This is a genomic window from Olivibacter jilunii, from assembly GCF_900607235.1.
GTDB lineage: Bacteria > Bacteroidota > Bacteroidia > Sphingobacteriales > Sphingobacteriaceae > Olivibacter > Olivibacter oleidegradans.
Genome location: NZ_LR027849.1, coordinates 695,296 through 721,644, shown reverse-complemented (window position 1 = coordinate 721,644; position 26,349 = coordinate 695,296). Strand labels below are relative to the sequence as shown.

At 40.6% G+C, this 26,349-nt stretch carries 17 protein-coding genes; 8 read left to right on the top strand and 9 right to left on the bottom strand.

Going from position 1 to position 26,349, the window contains the following annotated elements; all coding sequences use genetic code 11:
- Positions 1–271 precede the first annotated feature (271 nt).
- Complete coding sequence (locus E0E36_RS09090; RefSeq protein WP_130855708.1) at positions 272–1,696, bottom strand: sugar MFS transporter; 1,425 nt, start codon at positions 1,694–1,696, stop codon at positions 272–274.
- Positions 1,697–1,801: 105 nt separating this feature from the next.
- Positions 1,802–2,773, bottom strand: coding sequence for a tRNA modification radical SAM protein MnmL/YtqA (gene mnmL / locus E0E36_RS09085; RefSeq protein ID WP_013667356.1), 972 nt, complete (start codon positions 2,771–2,773; stop codon positions 1,802–1,804).
- Positions 2,774–2,977: 204 nt separating this feature from the next.
- Between mnmL and E0E36_RS27715 the strand changes: the two genes are divergently transcribed.
- Together E0E36_RS27715 and E0E36_RS09080 are read left to right on the top strand one after the other, a co-directional pair.
- The gene (locus tag E0E36_RS27715; protein ID WP_013667357.1) at positions 2,978–3,151 is read left to right on the top strand and encodes a hypothetical protein; all 174 of its coding nucleotides are present in this window, start codon (positions 2,978–2,980) and stop codon (positions 3,149–3,151) included.
- Positions 3,152–3,238: 87 nt separating this feature from the next.
- Complete coding sequence (locus tag E0E36_RS09080; protein ID WP_130855707.1) at positions 3,239–4,048, top strand: Rossmann-fold NAD(P)-binding domain-containing protein; 810 nt, start codon at positions 3,239–3,241, stop codon at positions 4,046–4,048.
- Here the strand turns inward: E0E36_RS09080 and E0E36_RS09075 are convergent.
- From E0E36_RS09075 to nagA, 4 genes are all read right to left on the bottom strand, one after another.
- Positions 4,045–4,929, bottom strand: coding sequence for an alkaline phosphatase family protein (locus tag E0E36_RS09075; RefSeq protein WP_130855706.1), 885 nt, complete (start codon positions 4,927–4,929; stop codon positions 4,045–4,047). The two genes, E0E36_RS09080 and E0E36_RS09075, sit on opposite strands and share 4 nt — an antisense overlap.
- A gap of 164 nt (positions 4,930–5,093) precedes the next feature.
- Positions 5,094–6,095, bottom strand: a complete 1,002-nt coding sequence (locus E0E36_RS09070; protein ID WP_130855705.1) for an acyl-ACP desaturase — start codon at positions 6,093–6,095, stop codon at positions 5,094–5,096.
- A gap of 181 nt (positions 6,096–6,276) precedes the next feature.
- A complete protein-coding gene (locus E0E36_RS09065) occupies positions 6,277–7,590 on the bottom strand; it encodes a PepSY-associated TM helix domain-containing protein (RefSeq protein ID WP_130855704.1) in 1,314 nt (437 codons plus the stop codon).
- Between the two features lie 82 nt (positions 7,591–7,672).
- Entirely contained in the window at positions 7,673–8,776 is a 1,104-nt protein-coding gene (gene nagA, locus E0E36_RS09060) for an N-acetylglucosamine-6-phosphate deacetylase (RefSeq protein ID WP_130855703.1), read from the bottom strand.
- A 135-nt stretch (positions 8,777–8,911) separates the two neighbouring features.
- On the opposite strand from nagA, the gene E0E36_RS09055 reads away from it, so the two are divergent.
- The 4 genes from E0E36_RS09055 to E0E36_RS09040 are packed head-to-tail and all read left to right on the top strand — an operon-like array spanning position 8,912 to position 13,702.
- Positions 8,912–9,709, top strand: a complete 798-nt coding sequence (locus E0E36_RS09055) for an N-formylglutamate amidohydrolase (RefSeq protein WP_130855702.1) — start codon at positions 8,912–8,914, stop codon at positions 9,707–9,709.
- Between the two features lie 4 nt (positions 9,710–9,713).
- A complete protein-coding gene (locus E0E36_RS09050) occupies positions 9,714–11,558 on the top strand; it encodes a peptidase MATCAP family protein (RefSeq protein ID WP_130855701.1) in 1,845 nt (614 codons plus the stop codon).
- Positions 11,559–11,609: 51 nt separating this feature from the next.
- The gene (locus tag E0E36_RS09045; RefSeq protein ID WP_130855700.1) at positions 11,610–12,611 is read left to right on the top strand and encodes a glutathione synthetase; all 1,002 of its coding nucleotides are present in this window, start codon (positions 11,610–11,612) and stop codon (positions 12,609–12,611) included.
- Positions 12,612–12,613: 2 nt separating this feature from the next.
- A complete protein-coding gene (locus tag E0E36_RS09040) occupies positions 12,614–13,702 on the top strand; it encodes a flavin reductase family protein (RefSeq protein ID WP_130855699.1) in 1,089 nt (362 codons plus the stop codon).
- 388 nt (positions 13,703–14,090) lie between these two features.
- Here E0E36_RS09040 and E0E36_RS09035 read toward each other — a convergent pair whose 3' ends face one another.
- The gene (locus tag E0E36_RS09035) at positions 14,091–14,951 is read right to left on the bottom strand and encodes a hypothetical protein (protein WP_130855698.1); all 861 of its coding nucleotides are present in this window, start codon (positions 14,949–14,951) and stop codon (positions 14,091–14,093) included.
- Positions 14,952–15,380: 429 nt separating this feature from the next.
- Between E0E36_RS09035 and E0E36_RS09030 the strand changes: the two genes are divergently transcribed.
- Together E0E36_RS09030 and E0E36_RS09025 are read left to right on the top strand one after the other, a co-directional pair.
- Positions 15,381–17,321: a tetratricopeptide repeat-containing sensor histidine kinase gene (locus E0E36_RS09030; protein WP_207303740.1), complete on the top strand. Its 1,941-nt coding sequence runs from the start codon at positions 15,381–15,383 to the stop codon at positions 17,319–17,321.
- Entirely contained in the window at positions 17,318–17,941 is a 624-nt protein-coding gene (locus E0E36_RS09025) for a response regulator (protein ID WP_130855696.1), read from the top strand. The genes E0E36_RS09030 and E0E36_RS09025 overlap by 4 nt, the downstream gene beginning before the upstream one ends.
- A gap of 76 nt (positions 17,942–18,017) precedes the next feature.
- On the opposite strand, the gene pbpC is transcribed toward E0E36_RS09025, so the two are convergent.
- Both pbpC and E0E36_RS09015 read right to left on the bottom strand, forming a co-directional pair.
- Entirely contained in the window at positions 18,018–20,381 is a 2,364-nt protein-coding gene (gene pbpC / locus E0E36_RS09020) for a penicillin-binding protein 1C (protein WP_242627167.1), read from the bottom strand.
- A 306-nt stretch (positions 20,382–20,687) separates the two neighbouring features.
- The gene (locus E0E36_RS09015) at positions 20,688–26,192 is read right to left on the bottom strand and encodes an alpha-2-macroglobulin family protein (protein WP_130855694.1); all 5,505 of its coding nucleotides are present in this window, start codon (positions 26,190–26,192) and stop codon (positions 20,688–20,690) included.
- Positions 26,193–26,349 lie beyond the last annotated feature (157 nt).

Below are 26,349 nucleotides of genomic sequence, written 5' to 3'. Positions count from 1 at the left end.
GTAATACGTTAAGTAGTTAAATAGTCAGGTTGTTGAGAAGTTAAGTAGTTAAGTAGTTAAGTAGTTAAATAGTCAGGTAGTTGAGAAATTAAAGACTACTCGTCGTTTCTTCTTGCCATAAGGACGTCATCATAAAGTCGGTAATACGTTAAGTAGTTAAATGGTCAGACATTAAGATCATGACCATTCAACTAGGCCTGTACCGCTGCTGCTACTAATTCACTACTCAACTACTCCCCTACTCAACGACTTTATTAGACGATTCAATCGGTTAATGCCCACCTGCCACAGGCCCTGTTTGCTCAACATGCTTAAGCTTTTTTGAACAGTAGATACCGAAACCAAAAATGTAAACATAACAAACGACCGGTAAAATCAATGAAAGTTGAACACCTAATTGGTCTGCTAATGCGCCTTGAATTACAGGAACAATGGCACCACCTAAAATAGCCATAACCAATAGCGAAGACCCTTGGCTTGTATATTTACCAAGGCCCGCGATTGATAAGGTATATATATTAGAGAACATGATCGAATTGAATATACCAATTCCTAAAATCGAATACATCGCATAAGCGCCTGTATTTACAATACTGGAAATCAGCAACAAAACATTAATGCCGGCGAATATAGCTAAAGTACGTGCCGGCGCTGCCTTTCCAATTAAAAAACCAAGCAAATTCAACACTATGAATACTAGGAAGAAGCTTACTTGCGAAAAGGTCAGATCGACTAAACTAAAAATTAACAGAAATACAAGCGTTGCCATTCCTACCATATAAATAAGTTTCTTGCCGAAATCGATATTGTGGTTAAGATAGATAGCGCCTAAGAATCGGCCAATCATTGCCCCTCCCCAATAAAGTGAAAGATAGTTTTTACTTATAGATTCGGTAAAGCCCATAATCTGCTCTTGCTCAAGGAAACTGATGATAAAACTGCCGATGGCTACCTCCGCACCTACATAACAAAAAATTCCGAGGACACCTAAACGCAAATGTGTAAATTTTAATGCACCTAATCCTTTAACATCTTTTTCTTCATCACTTGACTCAAAAGAAGGCAGCTTAACGGTCGAGATAAAGACGGCTACCAATAATAAAATTATAGCGAAAATAAGGTAAGGAATACGAGTAGCTTGCGGACTAATGGAGTCACCATCTGCAAAAAACTCAAATATAAGATGTCCTCCTAATACAGGGGCAATGGTAGTCCCCAGCGCATTAAAAGCCTGTGTCATATTGAGTCTGCTAGAAGCACCATCTTCGGGGCCTAACAAAGAAACATACGCATTCGCGGTAATCTGTAATATAGTAAAACCCAAACCCAATACAAAGAGCGCCGTTAAAAACAATCCATATAACGAGGTAGTAGCTGCTGGCCAAAACAATACACAGCCTACCGCAGACAAGATAATGCCGGCGATAATAGATTTTTTATAACCGATTTTGTTCACCGGATCACCCCACTTGGAAGACACGACAAAATAAATCAATGACCCAATAAAATAAGCGCCAAAAAAACAGAATTGCACAAGCATGGATTCAAAAAAACTCAAGCTAAACAACTGCTTTAAATAGGGTATTAAGATATCATTCATGCAGGTTATAAATCCCCACATAAAAAATAATATCGTTAATGTAATCAGTGGCACCACATAGCGCTGGCCGGAGGAAGGGGTTTGGATATTACTCATGAATAGTACGTTTAATATAGTTTTTTTCCAATACGCATTGAAAGTATGCTACGAATATACATTTTTGGATTTTAAAAACAATTGAATTAATGCGAATAAATCGATTTAAAACGTATTAGCAGTGTTTTGAACAGGTATGAATCGAGATCCCTGTACCGCCTCCCTTTTTTCCAGCTGTTTGTCGATGTAGGTCTGGATACTTGATTTACCAAGTCCCCAATTAGGCGCAATAAGCAGCTCTTGATCAGCCAGCCCAAAAAGGCGCTGTATAATAATATCAGGACGCAATAGCGGAATAAATTCACAGAGAAAATCGGTATAAGATTCCAAGCTAAAGAGTGGAAAGGGTTTGCGTTTATACTGAACACCCATAATGGATCCTTCCACAATGTGCAGGTGATGTAATTTCACAAATTTGATTTGCGGAAACCGGTTAATTTCGTCAGCATACTTTAGCATCATCTCTTTTGATTCCCAGGGAAAACCAAAGATGGTGTGAACGCAAATATCAAGTGGGCTATTTTGTACCAGATTGAGTGCCACTTCGAGCTCTTCATGCGAACATCCCCGATTGATTCGGTTTAATGTATCATTATAGATTGATTCCATGCCCATCTCTAAATCCACATCAAACCTATCGGTATAACTTTCCAACAATGCAACCTTCTCAAAATCTATGCAATCCGGCCGCGTACCTACCGATAATCCTACTACATTTTCCGGTGCAATACTCAAAGCTTCATCATACATGGCTTTCAAATAATGAACAGGGGCGTAGGTATTTGTATTCGGCTGAAAATAAATGACAAATTTCTCAGCGCCGTAACCCTTGATGGCTCGTTCAATCCCTTGTTCTACCTGCTCACGAATTGTCGGCATCTTTCGGGCGCTTTCCGGGGTAAAGGAATCAACATTGCAATAAGAACAACCACCAAATCCTTTACTCCCATCACGATTAGGGCAAGTAAAATTACCGTCGACGATAATTTTAAAAACGCGCTTATCATCATATTTCTTTTTAAGATATGCGCCATAATGATTGTAAGGCTTTATTCCCGAATCTAATAGAGTTCCCATAATAAACGCAAAGGTAGTTATTTCATGTGTAAATAAATCGTTTTTCTATCAGACCTCGATCCTGGAAAGGAAATGTCAACAATCTAAGCTTTTCATAATACGGGGCAGCCTTTCTCGGATATTTCACTTTGTAATAAACAATTATACCGGCTGCCTGTTACTTAAAAACAAATCAGGTTAAACGTCAAAAGAAAGGAGCTTAACATGAAGTCAGGACAAAAATCAGCCACGCAAAAGACCCCATTTGTAGGAACGACAACAGCTGACAAGTCTTTCAAAGATCAAAAAGTATTAAAACGTCATCAAGGCTTGCCAAACGCAGGCGCCCGCTCGGCCGATTCAGGCGCCCGAACGGATAATGAGAAAAACAAGAACTGACAACGATATGATTCGATAAGATCATTACTTTGAACCTTTATTTTTACTTTTACCGACAAGGTATTAATAAAGTTTCAAATACGTTATATGTTCCGAAGAAAGAAAGCGCTCATCATCGGTTGTGGATGGGTTGGATTTCGGTTTGCCCAAAAGCTACTGACATTAAATTTTGAAGTAACCGCCACCACAACCTCTGAGCACAAAATAAATGCGTTGGAGGCTGAAGGTATTTCCCCCCTACTGCTAGATTTTAATTTCGAAACTGATTCAGAAACAGTAGCTGTTATTAGTAGTCTACATTATGATCTTGTACTCGTAAGTGTGCCCGCTAAAAAACGTGAGCATCAGCAGACCTGTCTAATGAAATTTGAGCGCCTGGCTAAGTTTCTTCAAAAGATCCAAGCAAAATCGATCATTTATTTAAGCTCTGTTGGTATTTATCCGAGTGCACCTTATCTCATCAATGAGACAAATATTCCAAATTCATCACTCGATCTCAAATTGTTCCAAACAGAGCAGACGCTCGCGATGCGGGTTAATAAGCTGAATATTTTGCGCCTAGGCGGTATATTTGGCGATAACCGCATTCCCGGCAAACACTTCAGCGCTAAAGTATGCGAAGTTGGCAATCAATTTGCAAATTATATCCACCTAGATGATATCATGGCAATCATTTTATGCTTGTATCATCAACGTATCGAAGGCCAACTCTTTAATGCAGTCTCACCACTCCATCCAAGTAAAAAAGAAATCACACTACAAATGGCGGAGAAATATGGCTTCGCACCTCCGAGTTCGTTCGAAAACGTTTCATTTGATAAAAAGGTCATTTCTCCCGCAAAATTAATCTCTGATTTAAACTACCAATTTATATACGAAAACCCGTTGGACTACTAGTCAAATGCTTCCTTGACGGCTTTCCCACGCCAAACAGCAGGCTCCTCCAGTCCAAGTATCCAGGCTATGGTTGAGGCCGTGTCGTAGGTTATGATGGGACTAGATAACTCGTGTCCTTTTTTAACGCCTACACCATGAATGATCCAAGGTATTTGAACCTCATCCAATGATTTTCCACCATGTCCCTTATCTTTACCGCCGTGGTCTGCAGAAACTATTATAATCGTTTCATCAGCAATACCAGCTTTCTGTACCGCCGTTACAATAGCTCCTATTCGCTCATCTACCTTATGAAGCGCTTTGTAATAAGCCGGTGTGCGATGGCCTATATTATGTCCCGTGTGATCCGGTTCGTCAAAATGAATAAAGGTAAATAGGGGCTTGTTTTCCGTAATTGTCTTTACGGCTTCTTTCAAACAAAGTTCTTCGTCGTCGTTCGCAGGAAACGCCTTGCTTATGGCAGCCTTTTCAATCAAATAACCAATTCCCGGCCAGCTATATACAGCAGCGGTATATTCATTAGGCCGTTGATCTCGAATGATGCTGAAAATACTTGGGAATAGTTTATAGCGTGTGGTATAAATTGAAGGGATTTCCGGTGTTTTGCTTCCCCACTCCGTATAGCCATGTAATGTTGGCCCTGCTCCCATTAACATAGAAGCCCAATTGACCGCGCTCGAAGAAGGCAATACTGACCTGGCTTTTAATGTCCAAGCTCCTGTTTCCATGAGCTTTTTAAGATTCGGCATATCTGCTTCCGGTAGGGCATATGCTCCAAATCCATCACATCCGATAAGAATAATATGTTTGGCTTGTTTCACTTGCGCATTCAGCGCAAATACAGAGAACAATAGATGCGTTAAAATGATTAGTTTCTTCATCTGAATATTTTATATAATTCGAACGACTAAACTAATGTTTTAATATTAACAAACAAAGTTTATAAATACCAAAAATAAACGCAATCGATTGCCCAATTTCAACAAATAAAAGGGATCTAAAAGTATCACTTCTTAGATCCCCATCCCATATTTTACTCTTTCATTTACCTATCGCCATGAATCCACTTAAAATTGTATTGTTTCACCGGATTTTTCATCCGTTCGGCAATACGAAGCAATCGATCGGGTAAACGCATAAGGTAATCCCGAGCTTTTTCGCCGGCTTCATTCAAATTGGTCATCGCATCTACTTTCCACTCGTTCAACAGGTCTTTTAAAATATCAACATAATCAATCGCTGTGTAGACTCCCAAACGCTGTGCTGCATCGGAAAAATGCGAAAAAAGTTCTCCTTGTGGCTCCCCCGCCTCTCTTAGGAAATGCGCCGGCATCACAATTTTCTTTTTCATCATATCTTCAAATGCAACCAATACTTCACTGGCATCAACCTCAGCTGCTTTGGAAATAAATGACATATAAGCTTTTGCATGGCGCGCCTCGTCCGAAGCAATAACACCACACATCTTTGCCAGTAGTTTATCGCCTGCTTGTTTCGCTAAACCGGCCACTCTTCGATGCGAGACGTTGGTGGCCAGCTCCTGAAACGAGGTATAAATAAAGTTTCTATAAGGATCCCGACCAGTACCAATATCAAAGCCATCCTGTAACAGATATTGAACCGAAATCTCGAATTGTTTCATGTCGACTCTTCCGGATAAGTATATATATTTGTTCAGGAGATCCCCATGTCTGTTTTCCTCTGCTGTCCATGCCCGAACCCATTTCATCCACCCACCCTGCTCGTGTTTTTCAACATCTTCCACCATAGTCAACCATGATTCGTAGGTTGGCAAAGCCTCCTCTGTAACTGTATCACCAATTAAAACGGCAACTAAATCATAAGGTAATTCCTTTGCGCTATCTTGTAGATCCTTAACTTCTTGAAAAAAAGTATCTCGCGATGCGTCGGGTAAAAAATCAGCCGGCTGCCACATTTCCTCAACGGGCTTCAAATATTCACTCATTTCGTTGAGCATAAACGGCTCAAGATAGGTCATTACTTCTTTTCTCGATCCCTCGTGTATCGGTTGCATGGTATTTTCCATATAGAAAACAAATATACACATATGGATATAAAATAACGATTAGCGATTTATACCCATTTTTTTCTTCATTGCTTTCCTAGCAACAAATGCTTTAGTATCAGTGTTTTAAAAACTCCATTAATTTTTTAGTAAAAGTTGTGCAGTGACGAAAATTTATTTTCCCGCTAATCAATAACGTACCTCAGTATTTAGATCCTTTATTGATATTCAACGCCGGCTTATAAGGTCTGGGAATAGGTCGCTTTTGACCCCGTTCGGGCATAAGCTTCTCACTTAGTTCGATGCTTGAAATAGACCTCTGTATTTCACGCGGTATTCGCTTCTTCGTTTTCTTTTTTCGCTTTCCCCACCAAATGATAAAGCCTGTAATTGGCAGACTAGCGCCGATCAGGGATGCAAAGAAGGCAATGACTTTTCCTGTCAATCCCAAAATAGAGCCGACATGGATATCATAATTCATTTTGCGAAGTTTTACGCCAAACGAGGCCGTAGCGAAGTTTGCTCCGTATACCTCATGCCGGGGAAGCTGTTTTAATGTGTGCTGGTCAAAGCTATAGGCAATATGGTTATAGTACTGCCCTGCACTCGGATAAATAGTCACATTAATGGTAGATTTAGGTTTTGTTGAATCCGGAAAGCTATAATAAAATCCTTCCGCTCGCGAATGTTCACTAATCACTTTGCTCCATACAATATCCATTGCATTTTTGACTGTAAAATGTTTCCCCATCTGAAGCGAGTCCGACTCAAGACGCGCAAAATCGGGTAACGAATTTCCTCCTGAAGTTGTCCAATACAAGCCTTTGCTAAACCATTGTATACCGTACACCATGCCGGTACAAGCGATTGCGAAAACAATTAACAATGAATAAAAGCCCAGTACATTGTGTAAATCATAGTTAACCCGTTTAAACGAACCTTTCCATTTAATAAAAAAGCTCTTCGCTCGTGTGCTCTTTGTCCATTTCGCCGGCCACCAAAGTACCATCCCCGTTATAAGAGTAATAACGAATACCAATGTACTGTAATTCACAATTGGGCGACCAATTTCATAAGGTAACCACAAAAAGCGGTGACCATTTAATATAAATCGAAAGAAATCAACTTCCCCCTCTTTTCTTTCACTTACGCTGATAATTTTACCGGTATAAGGGTTCAAACGCAGCGACGTACCCCCGCGACGCCCCTCTCCCATCCCTACATAAATGGCTCGGCCTTGCTGATAAGTTGCATAGGAGACCCTTTTATCCGGAAACTTTGCTGTGGCTATGCGTTGAATCTGAGACGGAGTCAGCACAGGAGCTGCTTGGTGAGTAACGCGCGTTTCGGGTTCAAGGATATAAGCCGTTATCTCATCCTGGAAAACCCAAATGCAACCGGTTAGGCATACAATTATCATCACAATACCCGTGATAAGCCCTAACCAAAGATGAAGCCAGGCTGCTATTCTGTAAAAAAGTGATCGTGATGCGGATTTCCTTACCTTTGTGCTCATTTTAATTGATTAAGAGCTCAAAGATAATGTTATTTAGATTTCTTAAAAATAATATCTATAAAATATCTTGGTTCCCCGAATTTTAGCCTTTTAAAACCCGGGTATTTTTTAATTCAGCATCAAAATACGTAAATCGAGCAGGGTAACCGAGCGCTATTTTTCCAATACGATCATGAAGGCCTATAGCTTCCGCAGGGCGACGGCTTGCCATTTCAATAGCTTCTTGTACAGATACACCCAGCTCTTTAATTGCATTTTGGACTGCATCCATGAGAGATATATTAGCTCCTGCAAGATTTCCTTCACTATTTACATATTCTCCATTAATTAATGTTGCATCAAATTCTTCCCACTGAAAACGGGCTTTCTTTTTTCCAAGGAATAAGGCATCCGAAATCAAAAAGAGTTTATCTCGCTTTAATTTATAAGCGATTGCGGCTGCTGAAAAGTCAACATGTTTTCCATCCAGCACAAGGGGAGCATAGATGCGTTCATCGGATAAGACAGCTCCTACCAGTCCGGGGTTCCGATGCTGGAAAGGGGACATTGCGTTAAACAAATGCGTCACCTGGGTAATTCCCAGATTAAAAGCGTTTCTTGCTTCTTCAAATGAGGCATTACTATGCCCCAAAGCCAATGCAATTCCAGAATCCTGCAAGAGAGCGAGTAGATGGTCGTCAAACATTTCCGGTGCAATCGTCATCTGTAAGATAATGCCTTTTCCATATCTCACTATTTCCTCAACCATCGCTCTTTCGGGTTTTTTAATATATTTCAACAGGTGTGCACCTCTCTTTATCGGATTAATAAAAGGGCCTTCCAAATGCATTCCCAAAATGGCGGATTGTGGATGCTTTTCTATGTATTTTCTAACAGCGTCAATGCCTGCTAAGATGTTATCGATGGAAGAAGTAATAAGGGTTGGCAACACAAACGCCGTACCATCAGTCAAACACGCCTCTTCAATATCTGATAAACACTGCTCATTCGGATGAGCTGTAAAATGGTAGCTCGCCCCTCCATTTACCTGAATATCAAAAAATCCCGGAGCTATATGCGCTACCCTTTCGTCCGCATTGCCGGCATTTCCTCGATTTATTCCTACAATTAAACCTTTTTCGCAAGTAATCAGTTGATCCGTCAATACCGTTTCACCTGTATAGACTCGATTCGCAAATATTTTCATATAATGATTTCTCTTTTTTATGGATCTTATACAACCTATAGTTCCTAAAGGAATAGGCTAAAGGTAATGGTTTTAAACGATAAGAAAGCAAAGTGAAACAATGCTTTCTTTTACCTGTTATTTCCCTAAATTATTATGGAGTCTAAAATTCATATATACAGAGCTAAAAGTCCGATCATTGCCGCAGCCATTCATGACGGGCATAGTATAGCGCCGTCGCTCCGGTCTAATATGCTTTTATCTGAACACGAACGTATGCGCGAAGAAGACCCCTATACCGCAGAGATGATAAATTTTCCGGTTAATCGAATCGTTGTTGACAATTCACGCTTTATGGTGGACCTGAATAGGCCGAGGGACCGTGCCATCTACCGCTCACCTAATGATGCCTGGGGGCTAGCTGTATGGGCAACGAAGCTTACACAAGAACAGGAAGAGGAAATATTAACTTTTTACGATACATTTTATTTAGAGGTAAAGAAGGTACTGCTTGATCTTATTCAAAGCTACGGATATTTCATTGTTCTAGACGTTCATAGCTACAACCACAGAAGAAAAGATCCTTATATAGAAGCTATATCCAGCGAAAATCCGGAAATAAATATTGGAACGGCCAACAACATTTCTAAATGGAGGCCGATAATAGACACATTTATTGATTCCCTTTCAAAAACAACAATTGATGACCATTTTCCGGACGTTAGAGAGAACATAAAGTTTAAAGGTGGCACATTTTCCAACTGGATATGCTCTCAATATAGCAAATTTGGCTGTGTACTATCCGTGGAGTTTAAAAAGACTTTCATGGACGAGTGGACAGGTCGAGTCAACATAAGCCATTTGATGGACATACAACGCGCTTTACAAGCCAGCATCCTGCCTCTGGAAACCGAACTAAAGAAGTTATACCAAACAGCCTCAACAGATAAATGATCATATGGAGAAAAAGCAAGAAAAGGTTTTGAATCAGATTCAGGACAAGTTGAAAAAAGGTGAACCGATTAGACTTTCCTTACCGGACAAAGGCATACTCAAGATAGACAAACCCGTTCCTTTTCTCCTGGTATACCGTGTTCCTAAAAAGGGCAAAGACAACTTTGCTTATAACCTTGCTAAAACCGAATCATCCTATTTAATTACGTCCGACTATGAAGGAAGCGGTCTGACTGAGCTCTTGAAACTCATCTCTGCATATTTAGCAGACCAATTCGGTGGTTTCATGCTGGTAGAAATCTGGCATCAAGCCAAACTGGACGATAAAGCCTTTACAATAAAGGTCAACCAAAAAGGGACGTTGAGTATGGCGACAAAATTGACTGAAGAACTGAATGCACTACGAATAGGTAATCAAAAAATCACGGCGTCACTCAATAAACAAAAAACGGCTGTTGCTCCCCCGGGACGTTCGCCACTCATTGACAAAAATGTAGCTAAACAATCTGAAATTGTATTAGTCGGTGTGGAAATAGCACCTGTTTACAACGATGTTAAAACCGGTAAGCCCTATCCCTTGTTTATGCGCGAATTACGAGCCGCTTTTGGTAAATCGCTACGCAAAAGCCTATTTGAGTTCGTTCGCACAAATACCTCATATAATGCAACTCACTTTGAAATGCTCGGCACCACAGTGTTAGACGACAAAGTTTGGGAAATTGATAATGAGTTGGCAGAATACAGTAATCTTTTTGATTTTCTTCTGCTAGTAACGCCTATTAACACCATGGATGCATGGAAAAATTTTGCAGAAAATAAGTATCTGAAAGCACCCGTTTTTCATTATCGACCGATGCCGATAGAGCCTGAGTTGATCAAGCGTAAAATATACAACTTACCTATTGAGGATATTTCTGATCCCACTATCGCCTTCCTTTTCCGGGATAAACGAAAAGAGATAGATCGGATGCTGAATATGATGTTAGAGCGGGAAAAACCGGATTTTATGCACAGTAGCTTACAAATATTCGGCAATATAGACGAACATCTTTTGGATGTTGCTCGCGCCATCCTTGTTGCCGCCGAGCCAAATTACGAACAAGAAAATCAAGATTTATTAAACGCCTGGGAATTCGCACAAATGGCTGAAAATGAATTAATATGGCTTAAAAAACAGGACGCATCCATCTTAACCGCCGTACGCGTACGCGACGATGTTGATGGAGTCATGGTCTCACGTGGCATACTGAACATCAATAAAAGTTACCAAATTTCGAAGCAACGGGCCTTTGCCCTCATTCAGCATGAAATTGGAACACATGTGGTCACATATTATAACGGCAAAGCGCAACCACTCAAACTCTTCTATATAGGCGTGCCGGGTTATGAACAGCTGCAAGAAGGATTGGCCGTCTTTTCAGAATACTTGTGTGGCGGATTAACCAATCAACGCATGCGTATTCTTGCAGCTCGCGTAGTAGCTGTCAATTCCATGATAACAGGGAATTCGTTTGTTGATACCTTTTTTCTGTTAACCGACAAATATCTTTTTACTCCTGAGGCCGCTTTTCATATTACGATGCGTGTATATCGCGGCGGCGGGCTCACTAAAGACGCCGTCTATTTAAAAGGGTTGCTTAATCTAATCGAGTATATCAAACAAGGTAATGACATTGCACCTTTGCTCATTGGCAAAATTCGCCAGGATTACATACCCGTTATTAACGAATTGACATTTAGAGGTTTATTATCAAAAATACCGATCAAACCTCGCTACTTGAGTCGTCCGTATCTAAAGCATATTGAGACAATTAAAAAAGGGGGAAATATTTTCACCATGCTAAACTAAAGAACATCATTCCTGTTATCTTAAAAAATCAATGCCTTAAAACTATTACTGATGAAAATCGCATTTATTGTGAACCAACTAATGAAGGAAACTGCTGTATACACAACAACAAGATTGGCCTTACAAGCCCATAAAATGGGGCACGAAGTTTATTATCTGGGCGTGGGTGATCTTGCTTATTTTAGCGACGAGCAAATGGGTGGACTTGCGCGGAAGGTACCCTCTAAACAATTTCGTTCGCCTGACACCTTCTTACAAGCCATTAAAGAGAGCGAGAAAATTCAGATAAAAGCAGCTGATCTTGACGTGCTACTATTAAGAAATGATCCTTCCGCTGATATCGACAAACGTCCCTGGGCACAAAACGCGGGCATAGTATTTGGCCAATTAGCGCAAAAGCAAGGCGTTTTGGTCTTAAATGACCCCACTAGCTTGTCACAGGCATCCAACAAAATGTACTTCCAGTATTTTCCAAGGGAAGTGCGTCCGGAAACTATTATAACCAGAAGTGTAGCGGATATCGAGGCATTTTATAAGGCCAACGGTAATAAAATTATTCTAAAACCACTTCAAGGATCCGGAGGGAGGAACGTGTTTCTTATCAATAAACAAGAAGTGAAAAACTTAAATCAAATTGTCGATGCCATTTGTCGCGACGGATTTGTTGTTGCGCAAGAATATCTTCCCGCAGCAAAAAACGGCGATATCCGTTTGTTTTTGCTGGACGGTGACCCAATTGTAGTAAATGGCCACTACGCCGCCATTCATCGTCAACAAAAAAAAGGCGAAATCAGAAGTAACATACATCAGGGCGGTACCGCAGGTAAAGCGAGGATGACAAAGAGAATTAAAGAAATTGTAGAACTGGTAGGGCCCAAGCTTAAAAAGGACGGCATGTTCCTAACCGGTTTGGATGTGGTGGGCGATAAGCTAATGGAAGTAAATGTCTTTAGCCCCGGCGGTTTAGTGCATGCTTGTGAATTGTATGATGCCGACTTCTATACTCCCGTCATAAAGGCCATCGAGGATAAAGTTAGGATTCGAAAGGAATAGTTTTGTTCAACAGAAAGGATTTGCTATCTTGGGTGGATAAGAAGGTTATGGACAATCTTTCGATCGTTTTACGCATAAAATCTATTAAAACAGAAGCGCCTGATACGAAGTCCTTCGTTTTGGAATCAGTGGAAAGTAAGCCGCTTGTTTATAAATCAGGCCAATTTTTGACATTATTATTTAAGCACAACAATGGTGAAGAAGTAAGGAGAAGTTATTCAATCAGCTCATCCCCTCTTTTGAGCGAACCGCTCACGATAACGGTAAAAAAAATACCAAATGGCGAATTCTCTCGAAAGCTGGTAGACCATGCGAAAGAGGGGGATCTACTTAATAGCATCGGTGCCAGCGGCCTTTTTGTTCTACCGGATTCTTATGACCGTCATCTGCTTTTTTGTTTTTTAGCTGCCGGCAGTGGTATTACGCCCATATTTTCCCAGATTAAATCTATTCTTTACGGATCAGAAAACAGTGTCATTTTAATTTATAGTAATAAGAACGCGTTTTCAACCATATTTTTGAACGAAATTTTGCGATTGAAAGACGTGTTTAAAGAGCGTTTTATGCTCGAATTACTTTTTAGCGAATCAGCTCCGTTAACAGAGGGTAGGCTGAGCCAAGGCGTTTTGGATCAACTGGCGCAAAAGTACAACCTTTATAAGGATGATCATATTCTTTTTTATCTATGTGGACCGAACGCTTATATGCGCATGATCAATATTAAGTTACGTGCTGAAGGTGTGCGGTCCGACCACATAAAAAAAGAACTTTTTATTGTGGACGCTCCGCTCTATCAACTGCCGGAACCACCTGAAAGGAAGGCGTATCCTGTTACCATACATTATAAGGGAGAAACTTTCACCATTCAGGTTAAATATCCTATATCCATCTTAGAAACCGCTAAAAAACATGGCAAAGCCTTACCCTATAGCTGCGAAACCGGACAATGCGGTACCTGCGCTGCAATCTGCTCTACCGGTAACGTGTGGATGCGCTATAACGAGGTTTTAGGAGAGCATGCGCTTGCTGAAGGTTACGTATTAACTTGCACGGGCTATCCCATTGGCGGCCCTGTGGAATTAACTATTTAGCAAATCACACACATATGGTTAAGCAGGTACGCGATAAAAATTAAAATTCCGCTATAACCTAAAGCCACAATTAATGCCCACCAGGCTCTGTCGCTTTTTTTAATCATTAACGATGCAATGGCTGAGACCAAAGCAATTGGTGCAGGTAATAATACACCATATACCCACAAATTTGTATTTTCAACAACAAATAAGAGAAAAAACCACAGCGCTGCGAAGGCCGACAGTGTCAACGATATATTCGCCAGCCTTTTGGCACGGTATATTGACTTCAACTGATTGTTAACGTAAGGCATATTAATTGTGTTGCGATATTCTCTATCTCAGAAGCAGATAATTTCTGAGCTTTTGCAGTTAGTATACCGCCCAACTGCAAATGCATAGCAAGTTAGTGTAATATCGGAGGCGATGTAGGAGCTGCTCCGTTCTCGTGATCGGAAAAATAGGCTGAATTTTCATCTAGATGGAGTAAACACTTAAACTGTTTTACGGGCCTTAAACGTTGAAGGATTATTCTTTTGCCATTAAGTCCTTCTACCTCAAGTTGCAGCGGAATGCGCTGATTTTCTGTAGCATCGGATAACAATGCTTCATAGTCGGAATTTAGCGTACCTTTCACAGCAAAGAATCTTTCCCCCGCACCGTCGTTCATGTAAAGACTATCCCCTTTTAGATAGGCCTCCATTTGAAAGGTATCGTAATTCGTGTCGTGATTATAATACAAATACAGGGTATTTGAAGTGGTTGCCGACTTAAATTCATACACGTCATTTTCCACACTATTGTTGGGGGCGCTCAGGAAGAACGAAGAATGCGCTTTGGGTGTAACACTTAGCCTATTGGTCATACTAAATGTATTTTCATCTCTTAGATGTATTAGCTTCATACTATCGGGATGAAACTCAGGAAGTATCCGAAATGCTGTGCCGGTATTTTGGCTAAAATTTTTGAAGACAAATTCACTTTCCGCTAAAAGTTCTTTATCAATTCCTTCATAGACTATAAACGCATCACGATCGGCGCTCTTTGTTTCTTGGAAGAAAATCTTTTCGCCTTTCTGCTCCCATTTTCCAACAATTGTTCGATCTATTGCACCATAGCTCATAGCAAAAACAAAATGATGTTGCGGCAAGATGTATAGCTCTAAGGCAGCCTCTCTTTGTGATCCATTGTAACTACCGATAAAGGGGCTTTGTCCGTAAGCCATTCCCAGTGTTAGCGTCAGCAAGATCGTTAATTTACTTCTCATTATTTGCACTTAAAAGAATGTGACAACGGATGTTGTCACTTGCACAAAAGTAAGGTTTTAGCGAGCGTAGCAAAATAGCTGAAAATCGGGATTTCACAAACGAGTGTCTTCGAAGCAAATGTGCAGACTACAAAAAAGGCAAGTGAAGCCACTTGCCTGGTTTTTCATGTGTGTTTAATCTAATCTCGATTCAACCTTGCAAAGATATAATTTATTATGCATACATAAAATAGTTGTTTTCAGGTATTTTCCTCATTCGTACAAATGAGCCCATGTCACAGACTAAAAAAACTAGCAGAAATCATGTATTTTTATAAGCTCCCTGAAAATCGGGGTTTTACTATTTGCTTTGTTCCACTTCGTCAAAAAAACTAACTTGCCAAAAATATGAGGTCCACGGTTAGATATACGCTTTTTAGCTTGTTGATTATGACGATTGTTTTGCCCTTGCGCGGTAAACAGCAATCCCCATTAATTGACAGCTTAAAAAGAGAACTCAAAAATGCTCATTCCGATACTTTAAAAGCACGTTTATATGTTGGTATTGGCAGTCATTTAGCCTCGTCCGATAGTTCAGGTGGTTTTCAAGCCCTAAAAAAAGGGTTAAGTCTTGCCTTATCAAGCGGAGAAGACTACTACATTGCCAACGCGTATGCATCGTTGGCAAGATTCTTTCAAATTTATTATTTGCAAGATAGCGCTGAAAGCTATTATCAAAAGGCCGAGCATTTATTGCTGAAGTATTCCAATGTCCGAAATCAGAAGCTACTGCTCTTTATTAAGCAGAATCACCTTACGTTAAAAATCAGTAAGGAACCGGATAAAGCCCTCAACGAAGCGCTTTCTCTCGTGCCACTGGCTTACAAAGTAGGTGATCAGGTCACCTTGGGAAATCTATATAATAATATCGGAGTCTGGTTTATGAATATCAGCCAATATGAGAAAGCGATACAGTATTTTAAGAAAAGCGTAGCCGTAAAAATAGTTGAACGCAAACAATATGCGCGATTCGCTTATTCCTACGTAAACTTAGCCGCTTGTTATTATAGAAGCGATCGAATTGACGAGATGAAACCGTACCTGGACGAAGCCAAAAATTATTTATTAAAGGCCAATGATCGTCAGGAAGTGTGGAGCTGGTATTACAACTATCGCGGACTGTACGCCTTCGAAAAGAAGCAATATCAACCGGCGGAGAAAGACTTACTAAAGGGGCTTTCCATCGCAAAAAAAGAGACCGATGCGCTTGCCCAGAGCAATATCTTAGGAACTTTGGTAAAGCTGAAGCAGGCCATGGGTGATAATCAACGAGCTTTAGCCTATGCACAGGAGAACGTTCGCCTAAATTTAAAAGGCAGCCAGTTAGGTGCATTGGATGATTTAGCTGACATCTATGAAAAAATTGGTGATTATAAGCATGCATACGAAGCTAAATCCTTATATGCGCACCTCGCCGACAGCCTAAATGAATCGGAAAAAAAGGCGAACCTGAATGAAATTGAGGAGAAATTCCAAAACGCAAATAAGCAAAAACAAATTTTACAATTACAACATGAAAACGAAGTTAAATCTTTTGCCTTGCAAAAAAATCGCCTTTATACCGGCTTATTGACGGCCACATCTCTTTTATTATTGACCTTAGCTGTCTTGTATTTTCAATCCAATCGTCATCATAAGAAGCAGTTAATACAACATAAAAAGCTACATCAGCTGGAGATGGATAAGATCAGTCAGCACAACCAGATATCCTTGTTATCAGCGATGTTAAACGGGCAAGAGTCCGAGCGAACACGAATCGCACGTGATCTTCACGATGGTCTGGGAGGCTTGTTATCAGCATTAAAAATCGAACTGTCCAGTGCTTTAAAAAAGGAAAATAAATATACCAAGCTTACCGACCCTTTAAAAAAAATTGACTATGCCGTAGATGAGCTACGATTCATCTCGCAGAACTTGATGCCTGAGACGCTCTTAAAATACGGTCTTGGCGAGGCCATTAAGTCGTATTGCTCACGTATGCGAAACAAGGGAATACAACTCATCTGTCAGATATTTCACTATAATAATGAACTAACACAGGAAAAGGAATTGATCTTATATCGAATCATGCAAGAATTGGTAACGAATGCCATTCGTCATGCAAAGGCCAGTACCATTTTTGTCCAACTCTTGAAAAGCGAAGACAAGGTAACGTTAACTGTAGAAGATAATGGGATCGGCTTTGATAAAACACTATTGGTTAAAAACAGAGCGGGCAACGGCCTTACCAATATACTTTCCCGCATCGAATATATTCACGGCGAGCTCGATGTTCACTCGCAAATCGGCAATGGCACCACTTTCACTATAGAATGTAATATTAAATCATGATAAAGGTTATTATAATAGACGATCATCCCATCGTAATTGACGGTTTAAAGAATTTGTTCTTCACACATGAAGATATTTCCCTGATTGAGTCGTACAAATTAGGAAAAGAGGCCATAGATGCATTGAAAGGAATGGACGTAGACGTCATTCTTTTAGACATCAACCTACCTGATATGAACGGAATTAACTTATGCAGTGATTTAAAGCGAAACCATCCCGGTTTAAAAATAATAGCATTAAGTTTACACAACGAACATGCAGTAATTCGGAGCATGCTGCAGAATGGTGCCTTAGGTTATGTTATCAAGAATGCCCCTGGCGACGAAATTCTGGAAGCGATACGAACAGTTGCGCGGGGACAAAAGTATTTATGCTCTGCTACGCGTACGACAATGGCCAATGCCGAAGCCGATCAACACATAACGGTTCCACTGATAACCCGACGGGAGAAGGAAGTCTTACAGCTTATCGGTAAAGGTCTGACAACGCAGCAAGTTGCTGATCAACTTTTTATCAGTCCACATACCGTAGAGAGTCACAGAAAAAAATTGATGGAAAAATTTGAAGTAAACAATATTATTTCCGTCATAAAATTAGCAACTGATTATCGTTTGCTGTAATTACTTGAGCGTTTTTTCCTTGCTTGTTAAATAGGGAAATAGTTTTTTGCATAAAGCTTAGCACCTTAGGGCTAAGCTATTCATTAATTAACTCAATTTTCCTATTTATCTCCATACCATTTTCATCAGTTACAGTGATAAAATAGTTGCCTGATTTTAAATTTAACGGCATCTCATGAAAGGTCTCGGTAGTTCCCAGAAACTCCTTATTCGCATACCAAAAGAGTTTCGTATGATCCAAGGCGTGCGCTACTTTCAGAATTACAGGTTGCACAATTCCGTTAAAATCTTTTGTTAAATAGATTTTACTAGCATAATCCTTCGGATAAATGAAATCCATACGTGTTATCTGTGCTCCCAGGCAATCGGCTCGGAAGGGCGGAAGCACTTTATAATCTGCGTGTTTACTTTTATAGTACCACGCCATAACCGGTGGTAAAACAAACCAACTTTGGGTAACTAGCTGGTCAACAGCTTCGCAACTACTGTTCACGCGAAATCGGCTGGTACGGTCGAGGTGAATCAATTGATGATACGGACAGGTTTTTGTTCGTATACCATTAATCGGAATATAAGCCTTTTGTTTTGGACAATGGTCGGTTGCCAAATAACCGCTTACAGTGCACACTTCCTCTGCTATTAAGTTATCGACCGGACCGGTAAACCAAGTTGTTCTGGGCAGGAGCCGAAAGACATCAAATAATAAAGGAGCTGCACTTCCAACTCCCGTTAGAAGCGGTCGCCCTTCCCCCGTTGCATTCCCTACCCATACGCCCACCACATAGTTTTTGGTGGTACCAATAGCCCATGCATCCTTATTTCCAAAACTGGTGCCTGTTTTCCAAGCAATTTCCAAAGCCGAATCATAAAATTTCCAAGCTTCGTCGCCACTGGGCCTATTCACTTCCTTCATCGCATTATAAGTCAGCCAAATAGAGCCTGCATCCAAAACCGGTTCCTGCCTGGTTTCTTTACCAAACATCACCTGATTATTCGCATACAAATTCAATTCCGCAAATTCATCTTCACGATATTTGCTACCGATATTGTAATAATTCAAGGTAGAGGATAAGTTAGCATAAGTGCGACATAAATCCCACAGGTTGGATTCGGCTCCACCTAGAATTAAAGAAAGACCATAGTGATCGGGATGCTTATTGATATTTTTTAACTTGAACTTCTGTAATTCTTCATAAAATTTATAGATACCATACTGTTGAAGCATTAATACCGCAGGAATATTTAGCGATCTCGCCAAAGCACTATGGGCTGGTACAGCTCCATCGTAAGTTCTATTAAAATTTTCGGGACTATATCCAGCTATCTGGGTTGGTACGTCAGCCACCAAGGTATTTGGCAGTAGCTTGCCATCATTGAGCATTGCGGCATAAAGTAGCGGTTTCAATATACTCCCGGTACTTCTTGGTGCTTCTATGATATCGACGTCCTTTTGATGCCATTTATCAGTCGGCGCATTTCCCACATAAGCCAATATGTTTCTGCTCCTGACATCAACCACTAAAACTGCCAGATTGTAAATTTCATTTTGTTTATATTGGAGATAATATTGTTTAGCCAGTTGATTAACACGTTGTTGAAGACCTAATTGCAGGCTTGTCCTTATCCGTCTTCCACGGTCTGTTTTGGTTAATTTAGCCAGTAAATGTGGAGCAATTTGCGGTAGATCATACGGTTTTTGAGGCAGTGGTTCCGCAAGAGAAAGCGTATAAGTAAGCGAGTCAATCAGTTTTTCATGATAGAGCTTATGTAAAAGATGGTTTCTTTTCTTGAGCAATAGCTGTTGATTTTTTCCCGGGTAAATAAGACCGGGAGCATTGGGAAGGACCGCTAATGTAGCGGCCTCTGCCCACGAAAGCTGGTTTGGGTCTGTTCCAAAGTAACGCCAGGAAGCCATTTCAAGTCCAACTACATTACCTCCAAAGGGGGCATGCGCACCATATAAATTCAGGATTTTATCTTTACTATACCTTAGCTCAAGTCGGGTGGCTAGAAACAGCTCAATTAGTTTTTCCCAATAAGTACGGCGCTTTCCGTTCCTTGAAAGCCTGATTACCTGTTGTGTAAGCGTACTCCCTCCACGTACAATGGATTTGGCTCTAGTATTCTGAACCAGTGCCTTGAACATGGCCACTGGATTGAAGCCCGGATGGTAATAAAAATGCTGATCTTCATAATTGACAATGCACTGTTTAAACTTTTCAGGAAGCGAATCCCGCTCAGGAAAACGCCATTGTCCATCAGATGCAATCTTCGCTCCGAGGAGCTGTCCCTGTGTATCCTCAATTACGGTCACATACGGATCGTCAAAAAGCTTTCGGGGCAACGAAAAATAATAAACCAACAGGATGAATAAAATAGCTATACTCTTCTTTTTATTTTGCCCAATCCAATGCTTAACAAGTAGTAACTTTTTTTTCAACAATTCAATTTTTATTTTACGTTAAGTAGTTAAATGCTTGCGTAGTTGAGTGCGTAATTAGCCAATGTGATAATAGGCGGTCTGTAAGCCTAACGCCTATTGTCTCCATACTATTATTTTATGCCTGAATTAAGTTGAGTGGTTGAGTAGTTAAGTCGTTCAATAACCAGCAACTAAATTCCGATCACTAATAACCAATAACTAACAACTAATAACTAACAACCAATAACTAATAACTAATAACCAACAACCAATAACTAACAACCAATAACTAAACCCTAACACCTAACCGCTAACACCTAATAACTAATAATCAACAACTTCTATCCAAGTTCCTTTTGTTCGCGTTAAGAAAGAATGATCATACATTCCCTCACACTGCACCCCCGGTAAATAATATCTGCCAAGATAAGATGCATTTAATAAAATCTTAAACGTGCGGCTCTCGTTGCCGTTTAACGAAAAATAAAAAGAACTTCGATCATCCCGTATATCAATATAATCCGCTTTATTCTGTCCAAAAGCCCCATAATCAGTATATCGAGTATTTACAATTTCCCAACCGGAAGGTAAAATCTGCGTCAATGCCAAATTCTCCACACGATCCAAGCTTTGGTTCTTAACGGCTACCAAGGCAACAAATTCCGTACCTTGCTTAAGGGTATGTATGTCTAATGCCTTACCTGCCCTATCTACGAATTCAACCTGCACGGTTAAATTTCGCTGAATTACCTGTTCTCGGCCAACCGGTAAAACACCACTGTTTAAGAGTTTAACATACAAAGTATTTTTATCATTGTTTCTAATTTTGATACTATTCAGTCCCTTATTTATTTGTAAGCCCTTGTCTATAAACGATTTTGTAGTTTTGACATCCGCACTTTGCCCATGGTAACTAAAACGAGCATTAACACCGTTTTTGCCATTCAATTTTGCAAATTTAGCGATCGAATATAAGCTGTAAGCAGTGGTTTGGGTACTCATCCATGCACCGGACGACAGGTCTTTTGCTATTTTCGTAGCAAGCGCAAATGCATCGACCGTTCGGTTCAACAATAACAGAGTTTCCAGCACCATTGCTCGATTGCGTTCCGGCGAACCGTAATAATAATAGCTATAAGCATTATTAACGTTATTGATACTGCTAATTTTCAGTAATTCATTACCGGCGTGCTTTTGTCCCGCCAATACATAGGCGGCAGCAAGACGTAAACGAGCTTCATTAGAAATACCTACCGTTTCCCTTAAACGGTTCATCGAGGCCAAATCAGGAGCACCTGCTAATGCCAAGGTATACAATCGATAAGCCTGCGCGAAATCGCTACCGGGATGTGTCTCCATACGCCATTGTCTTGCCGCTCGCTGTTGATAGCTTATCCATTTGTTTTTAAAATCAATCGGCAAAACATATCCTTTTGTCTCCGCCTCTAACAAAAAGTGCCCCGCATAGGACGTACTCCAATCGTCGGCTGACGATAAGCCGGGCCAATAAACAAATCCCCCGTCCGGTAATTGAAACCCGGCGAGTTTGCTGATACCTTCAACTACATTTCGTTGAATAGCTTCGCGCTTGGCAGCTTCTAAATCAACAATATCGCCAAGGTACAATTGCGGAAAAACACTGGATGTTGTCTGTTCTAAACAACCGTGAGGATATTGAATCAAATAATTCAACCGGGCATTAAGGTCTATAGAAGGAAAAGAGGAAAGCTCTATACGCGCTTTGTTACTACCATCTACACCAAAAGGCTCCCAAGTGAGTGTCTGCTCTTCGTTGGCTTTCAATACCAGTTCTTTATAATCGTGGGTTATCGGATTCGGATTTTTGACATCGATCTCCACCGGATATGATGCCCTTTCATTACCCGAGCTTGCCACGACTTCCACTTTTGCCATTCCGGTTAACGCACCTACTTCCAAATCGAAGTACACCATCTTCTCGTCCAGACCACTAAAGCTAAGCGATTTGGCACTCGACCCCAGCACTTTTATTCCTTTGCTTACCTTTACCTGGACCCGTGCATTCTTTATCTGATTTTCCATAGCGAAAACGGTCACTGGTAAGGTTACTTTTTCCCCTGGAGAAATCTTCCGAGGCAGCGATGCTAATACCATTAATGGGCTTCTAACGGGTGTCGCCTTTTCTGTACTTCCATAAGCGCTCGTTTTAGCATCACCGGCAACCACCATCGTACGAACCGATCCTATATAGTTCGGCAATTTGACACGATGGGTTTTGCTTTCATTTTTCGACAGATGGAAGGGGCCCAGATAAATCACAACCGGTTTGAAGCGATCTGCATGTTTATTTTCGCCACCTCCAATATCCTCGTCACCGCCTATGCTGAATACCTGATTGATCTTGCCACCATAAGCGCCTATAACGTCATTATATACATCCCATGTTTTAACACCTAAGGCTTCTCTCGCATAATACTTGTCCCAAGCATTTGGCGTCTTGAAACGAGTAAGATCCAGTAAGCCTTCGTCCACAATAGCGATCGTATAACTCATAGCCCTTCCATTTTTCTCTTTCACCTGCAGACTAACCGCTTGCTCGGGGCGTAATACATCCGGCATGGAAAGAACGGGCTGTAAAATGGTTTCTTTATCCAACACCTCTACAGGCACCACACCATACAAACGAATAGGCGCGTCGTTCAGCGTAGAAGCATGTGGTTGTAAGAGTGTCACAAAAAGATAGATATTGGGTGCCATTTCAGAAGTAACAGGTACTTCTAGCTGCGTCTCACCCTTTTTTGTTTTTACCCAATACGTGTTTACAATCTTCGCGCCACTTTCAATTGATACCAAGGCTCGGCTCCCTTCACTTGAAGGAAAGGAAATCTTCATCTTTTCCCCTACATTGTATTTTGGCTTATCGGTAGAAAACACCAACATATTTGCATTTGTCCCATCGGTATTTTTAGTCTTAGCCGACCAGTAAGGCCAGTCGATCAATACCGTCTCACCGCTTGCGTGCCCCCCGTCCAAGTCGGTTACACGTATAAAATATCTACCCCAGTCCTCATCGTTCACAACAAACTGCACGCTCGTTTTACCACTCGTACCGGCGCTGATACGATAACTTTTAAAAGGTGTTTTGCTGGAAGAAGCACTATAGCTTGATAGGTTATCGTTCGAAGCATCCCACCACCATCGCCAATCCACTTTATATATTTTCACTTCCAAGTTGGCTACTGCCTTCGGTCTTCCCTTTTCATCAACCGTTACAATATCAAATCGATTGCTTTTACCTGTTTCCAACATACCGTATTTATTCGGTTCGGGCGATTTTAAACCCACATAGGTTTGATAAGGCGAATAAGTAGCTGTTGCTACATCCGTGCTAAAATCGCCACCATTTTCATATACCTTTGTAATGAAGGAAGCCTTCAACATACCGGGCGCTTGCCCATGTAACTGCGGTTTGATACCAATCGTTGCTTTTCCGTTTTCATCAACATTTCCGGAGAACACGTTCACCTCTTCGGTGCTAAAGCTGCGTGCCGGATCATCAAAAACATAGTTAGCCAAGCCTTTAAATGTAGTTTTCATTTGATAAAACTTGGCTTGCATTTCTGCTTTCAGATTCTTAGCCACAGCTCCATGCAACCAGATTACCGAAATTTCATCAGTTGTTGCACTATTTGCTTGTAGCACCCGACCGGCCAGGTTGTTCTTTATCTTTAAACGGTTGGGTTTAATGGTTTCTATTTTGATACTTTTATAAAACCGGGCACCACCAACACTCACAACAGCTTCCCAATTTCCTGTAGGAGCTTCATCTTTTGTAGCAATAACAAATCGGTATAAATTACGCTCATTGTATCGTTGTACTAGCTGGGTAAACAACTTTCCGTTAGGATCGGTTAGCCGCAGCTTTATAGGATGATTTGCCGGTAGCTTATTAGCCTGATCATTTAACATAAACGAAAGAAACAAAGTATCTCCGGGACGCCAAACACCCCGTTCTCCATAAATGTACCCCTTCAAACCTTTCTCAAGCTCGTTACCGGCGACATCGAAATTGCTTAATGATAAAGAAAGCCCTTCTTCAAGTTTTACATAGGTACTACTATTATCTTTCTTTACGATAACAAAATATCCTCTTTTTGTATGGTCTAAGTGCGCTATTCCTTCGTCGTTCGTAGTAGCCTCAGCAACTTTCTGTTGTTGATAGTCATAAAGTTCGATATGTGCTCCCGGTACCACTTCGGTTGTTACAATGTTATTCACGGCAAAAAAATAAGAGCCGTTTTTACCCATTTTAGCAATCACACCCAAGTCGGTAGCCAAGACGTTGGTTGACACTTTGTTGTCGTAATAATAATATGAATTAGCACATGGATCTTCTCTCTCTTGCCAATTATAGTCGTCGTAGTAAGGATAGTCTTCAGACTCATTGCTTCTAAAAGACGCTTGCTCGTCTTCCAAGCTTTGTTCTTCCGGCTCCTCTCGGTTTTCTTCCGGTTGGCTACTACATGGATAAATAGAGTAGGCTTTTTTATAGCTAAATTCGACATGATAAATCGCACCTGGATCCGGCTTAATCAGTGAAGCGAGATCTAAGGCAAAAACATTCCACTTCCCATTGTTATATAATCGGTTTTGCGTCAGTTCAATTTTCTTCTTCGCAATAGGCAAAGCAACTTTTCGCAGATTGTAACTGCCATTTAGATCATTATCCTGCAAAAACTGCAAAATATTATCTTGATAAATCTTGTAAATTTTTACATCTACAGCCTTTAGGTTAGCCGCTTCAAAATTCAACTTTAGGTTATTCGAGCTTGGAAGTAAGGTCCCATTTTTAAGCAGTCGCACACCGGGTTTTGTTTGTTCAAAGTATACTTTTTTTGTATAACCCTTTTTAAGCTTCGTCCCTTGTGCACTTTCCACGCCCTGGAAAACCTCTAAGAGTCGCTCCCCTTTAAGGGGCTCGCTCAAAAACACTTTGAGCACATTCCCGTCTACAGTATACGTCAAACTTTTTGCTGAGTCAATCGTCACCAAGCCTTCAAAGTCTTGACTTTTTTTGAGTGGATCTGAAAAATTAATCAAAAGCAGTTGATTATTCTCCTCAGCCACTGTAGCCTTCATCACCTTAAAATGGCCTTTTGCGGCTATTTCTATTTCTTCCTCCCCTTTTTGATCGATATCCAAGTCGCTTCCGTCCCACATTAACTGAATCGATCCATCCTTTTCCGGTCTTTTGATGCTATCTACGATAAAGCGGAATTCAGTCCCCGACTTGATCTGATCAAAGCGAATAGGCAACTTGCCCGTTCCTTGTTTGGCATATATCAATTTTGCCGCTGATTGTACGTCCATCTCATCGCTTGTCCGCAAAACGGCATGTTGAAATTGATATTCCGAACTGTAGGATTGCAATTCTCTGCTAAGCACCACAAAATCTTGCTTAATCGTTTTTATTGTGAAATTGAACTCTTTCAGTTCTTTAGGCACATCAATCAACTCCTTCAACTTAAATGAAATTTGATATTCCGTATCCTGCTTTAATCGTTTACTCGGTTTAAACATCAGCGTATTTTGCGATAAAGCAATAACCTTCCCTTCAACCTTTGGTGTAATCTCAAAGAGATTGGATTCCAATTCCTGATTCGGCATCCATTCCTTTCTGTTGAAATTGAGCACGATACGAATCGTTGACTTCGCCGATATAATGCCTGACGTAAATTCGGTGATATAATCTTTATATAATGAAAAGTCAGAATTGAAATCTTTTCCGTTTTTTTTTGCGCAGGCAACCAAGAGGAAAAGAAAATAAATGAATAGGTATTTTTTCTTCATAGAGCAAATTGTGAAAACCATAATGCGTCTGATCGGATATTAGTAACAGTTCCGGAAGATACATATAAGGTTTTTGATAGCCATTTAAATACAGACAATAAAAAAACTACCTCCTTAAGAAGGTAGCTTAATCAATGTTATGAAATTTGATATAATA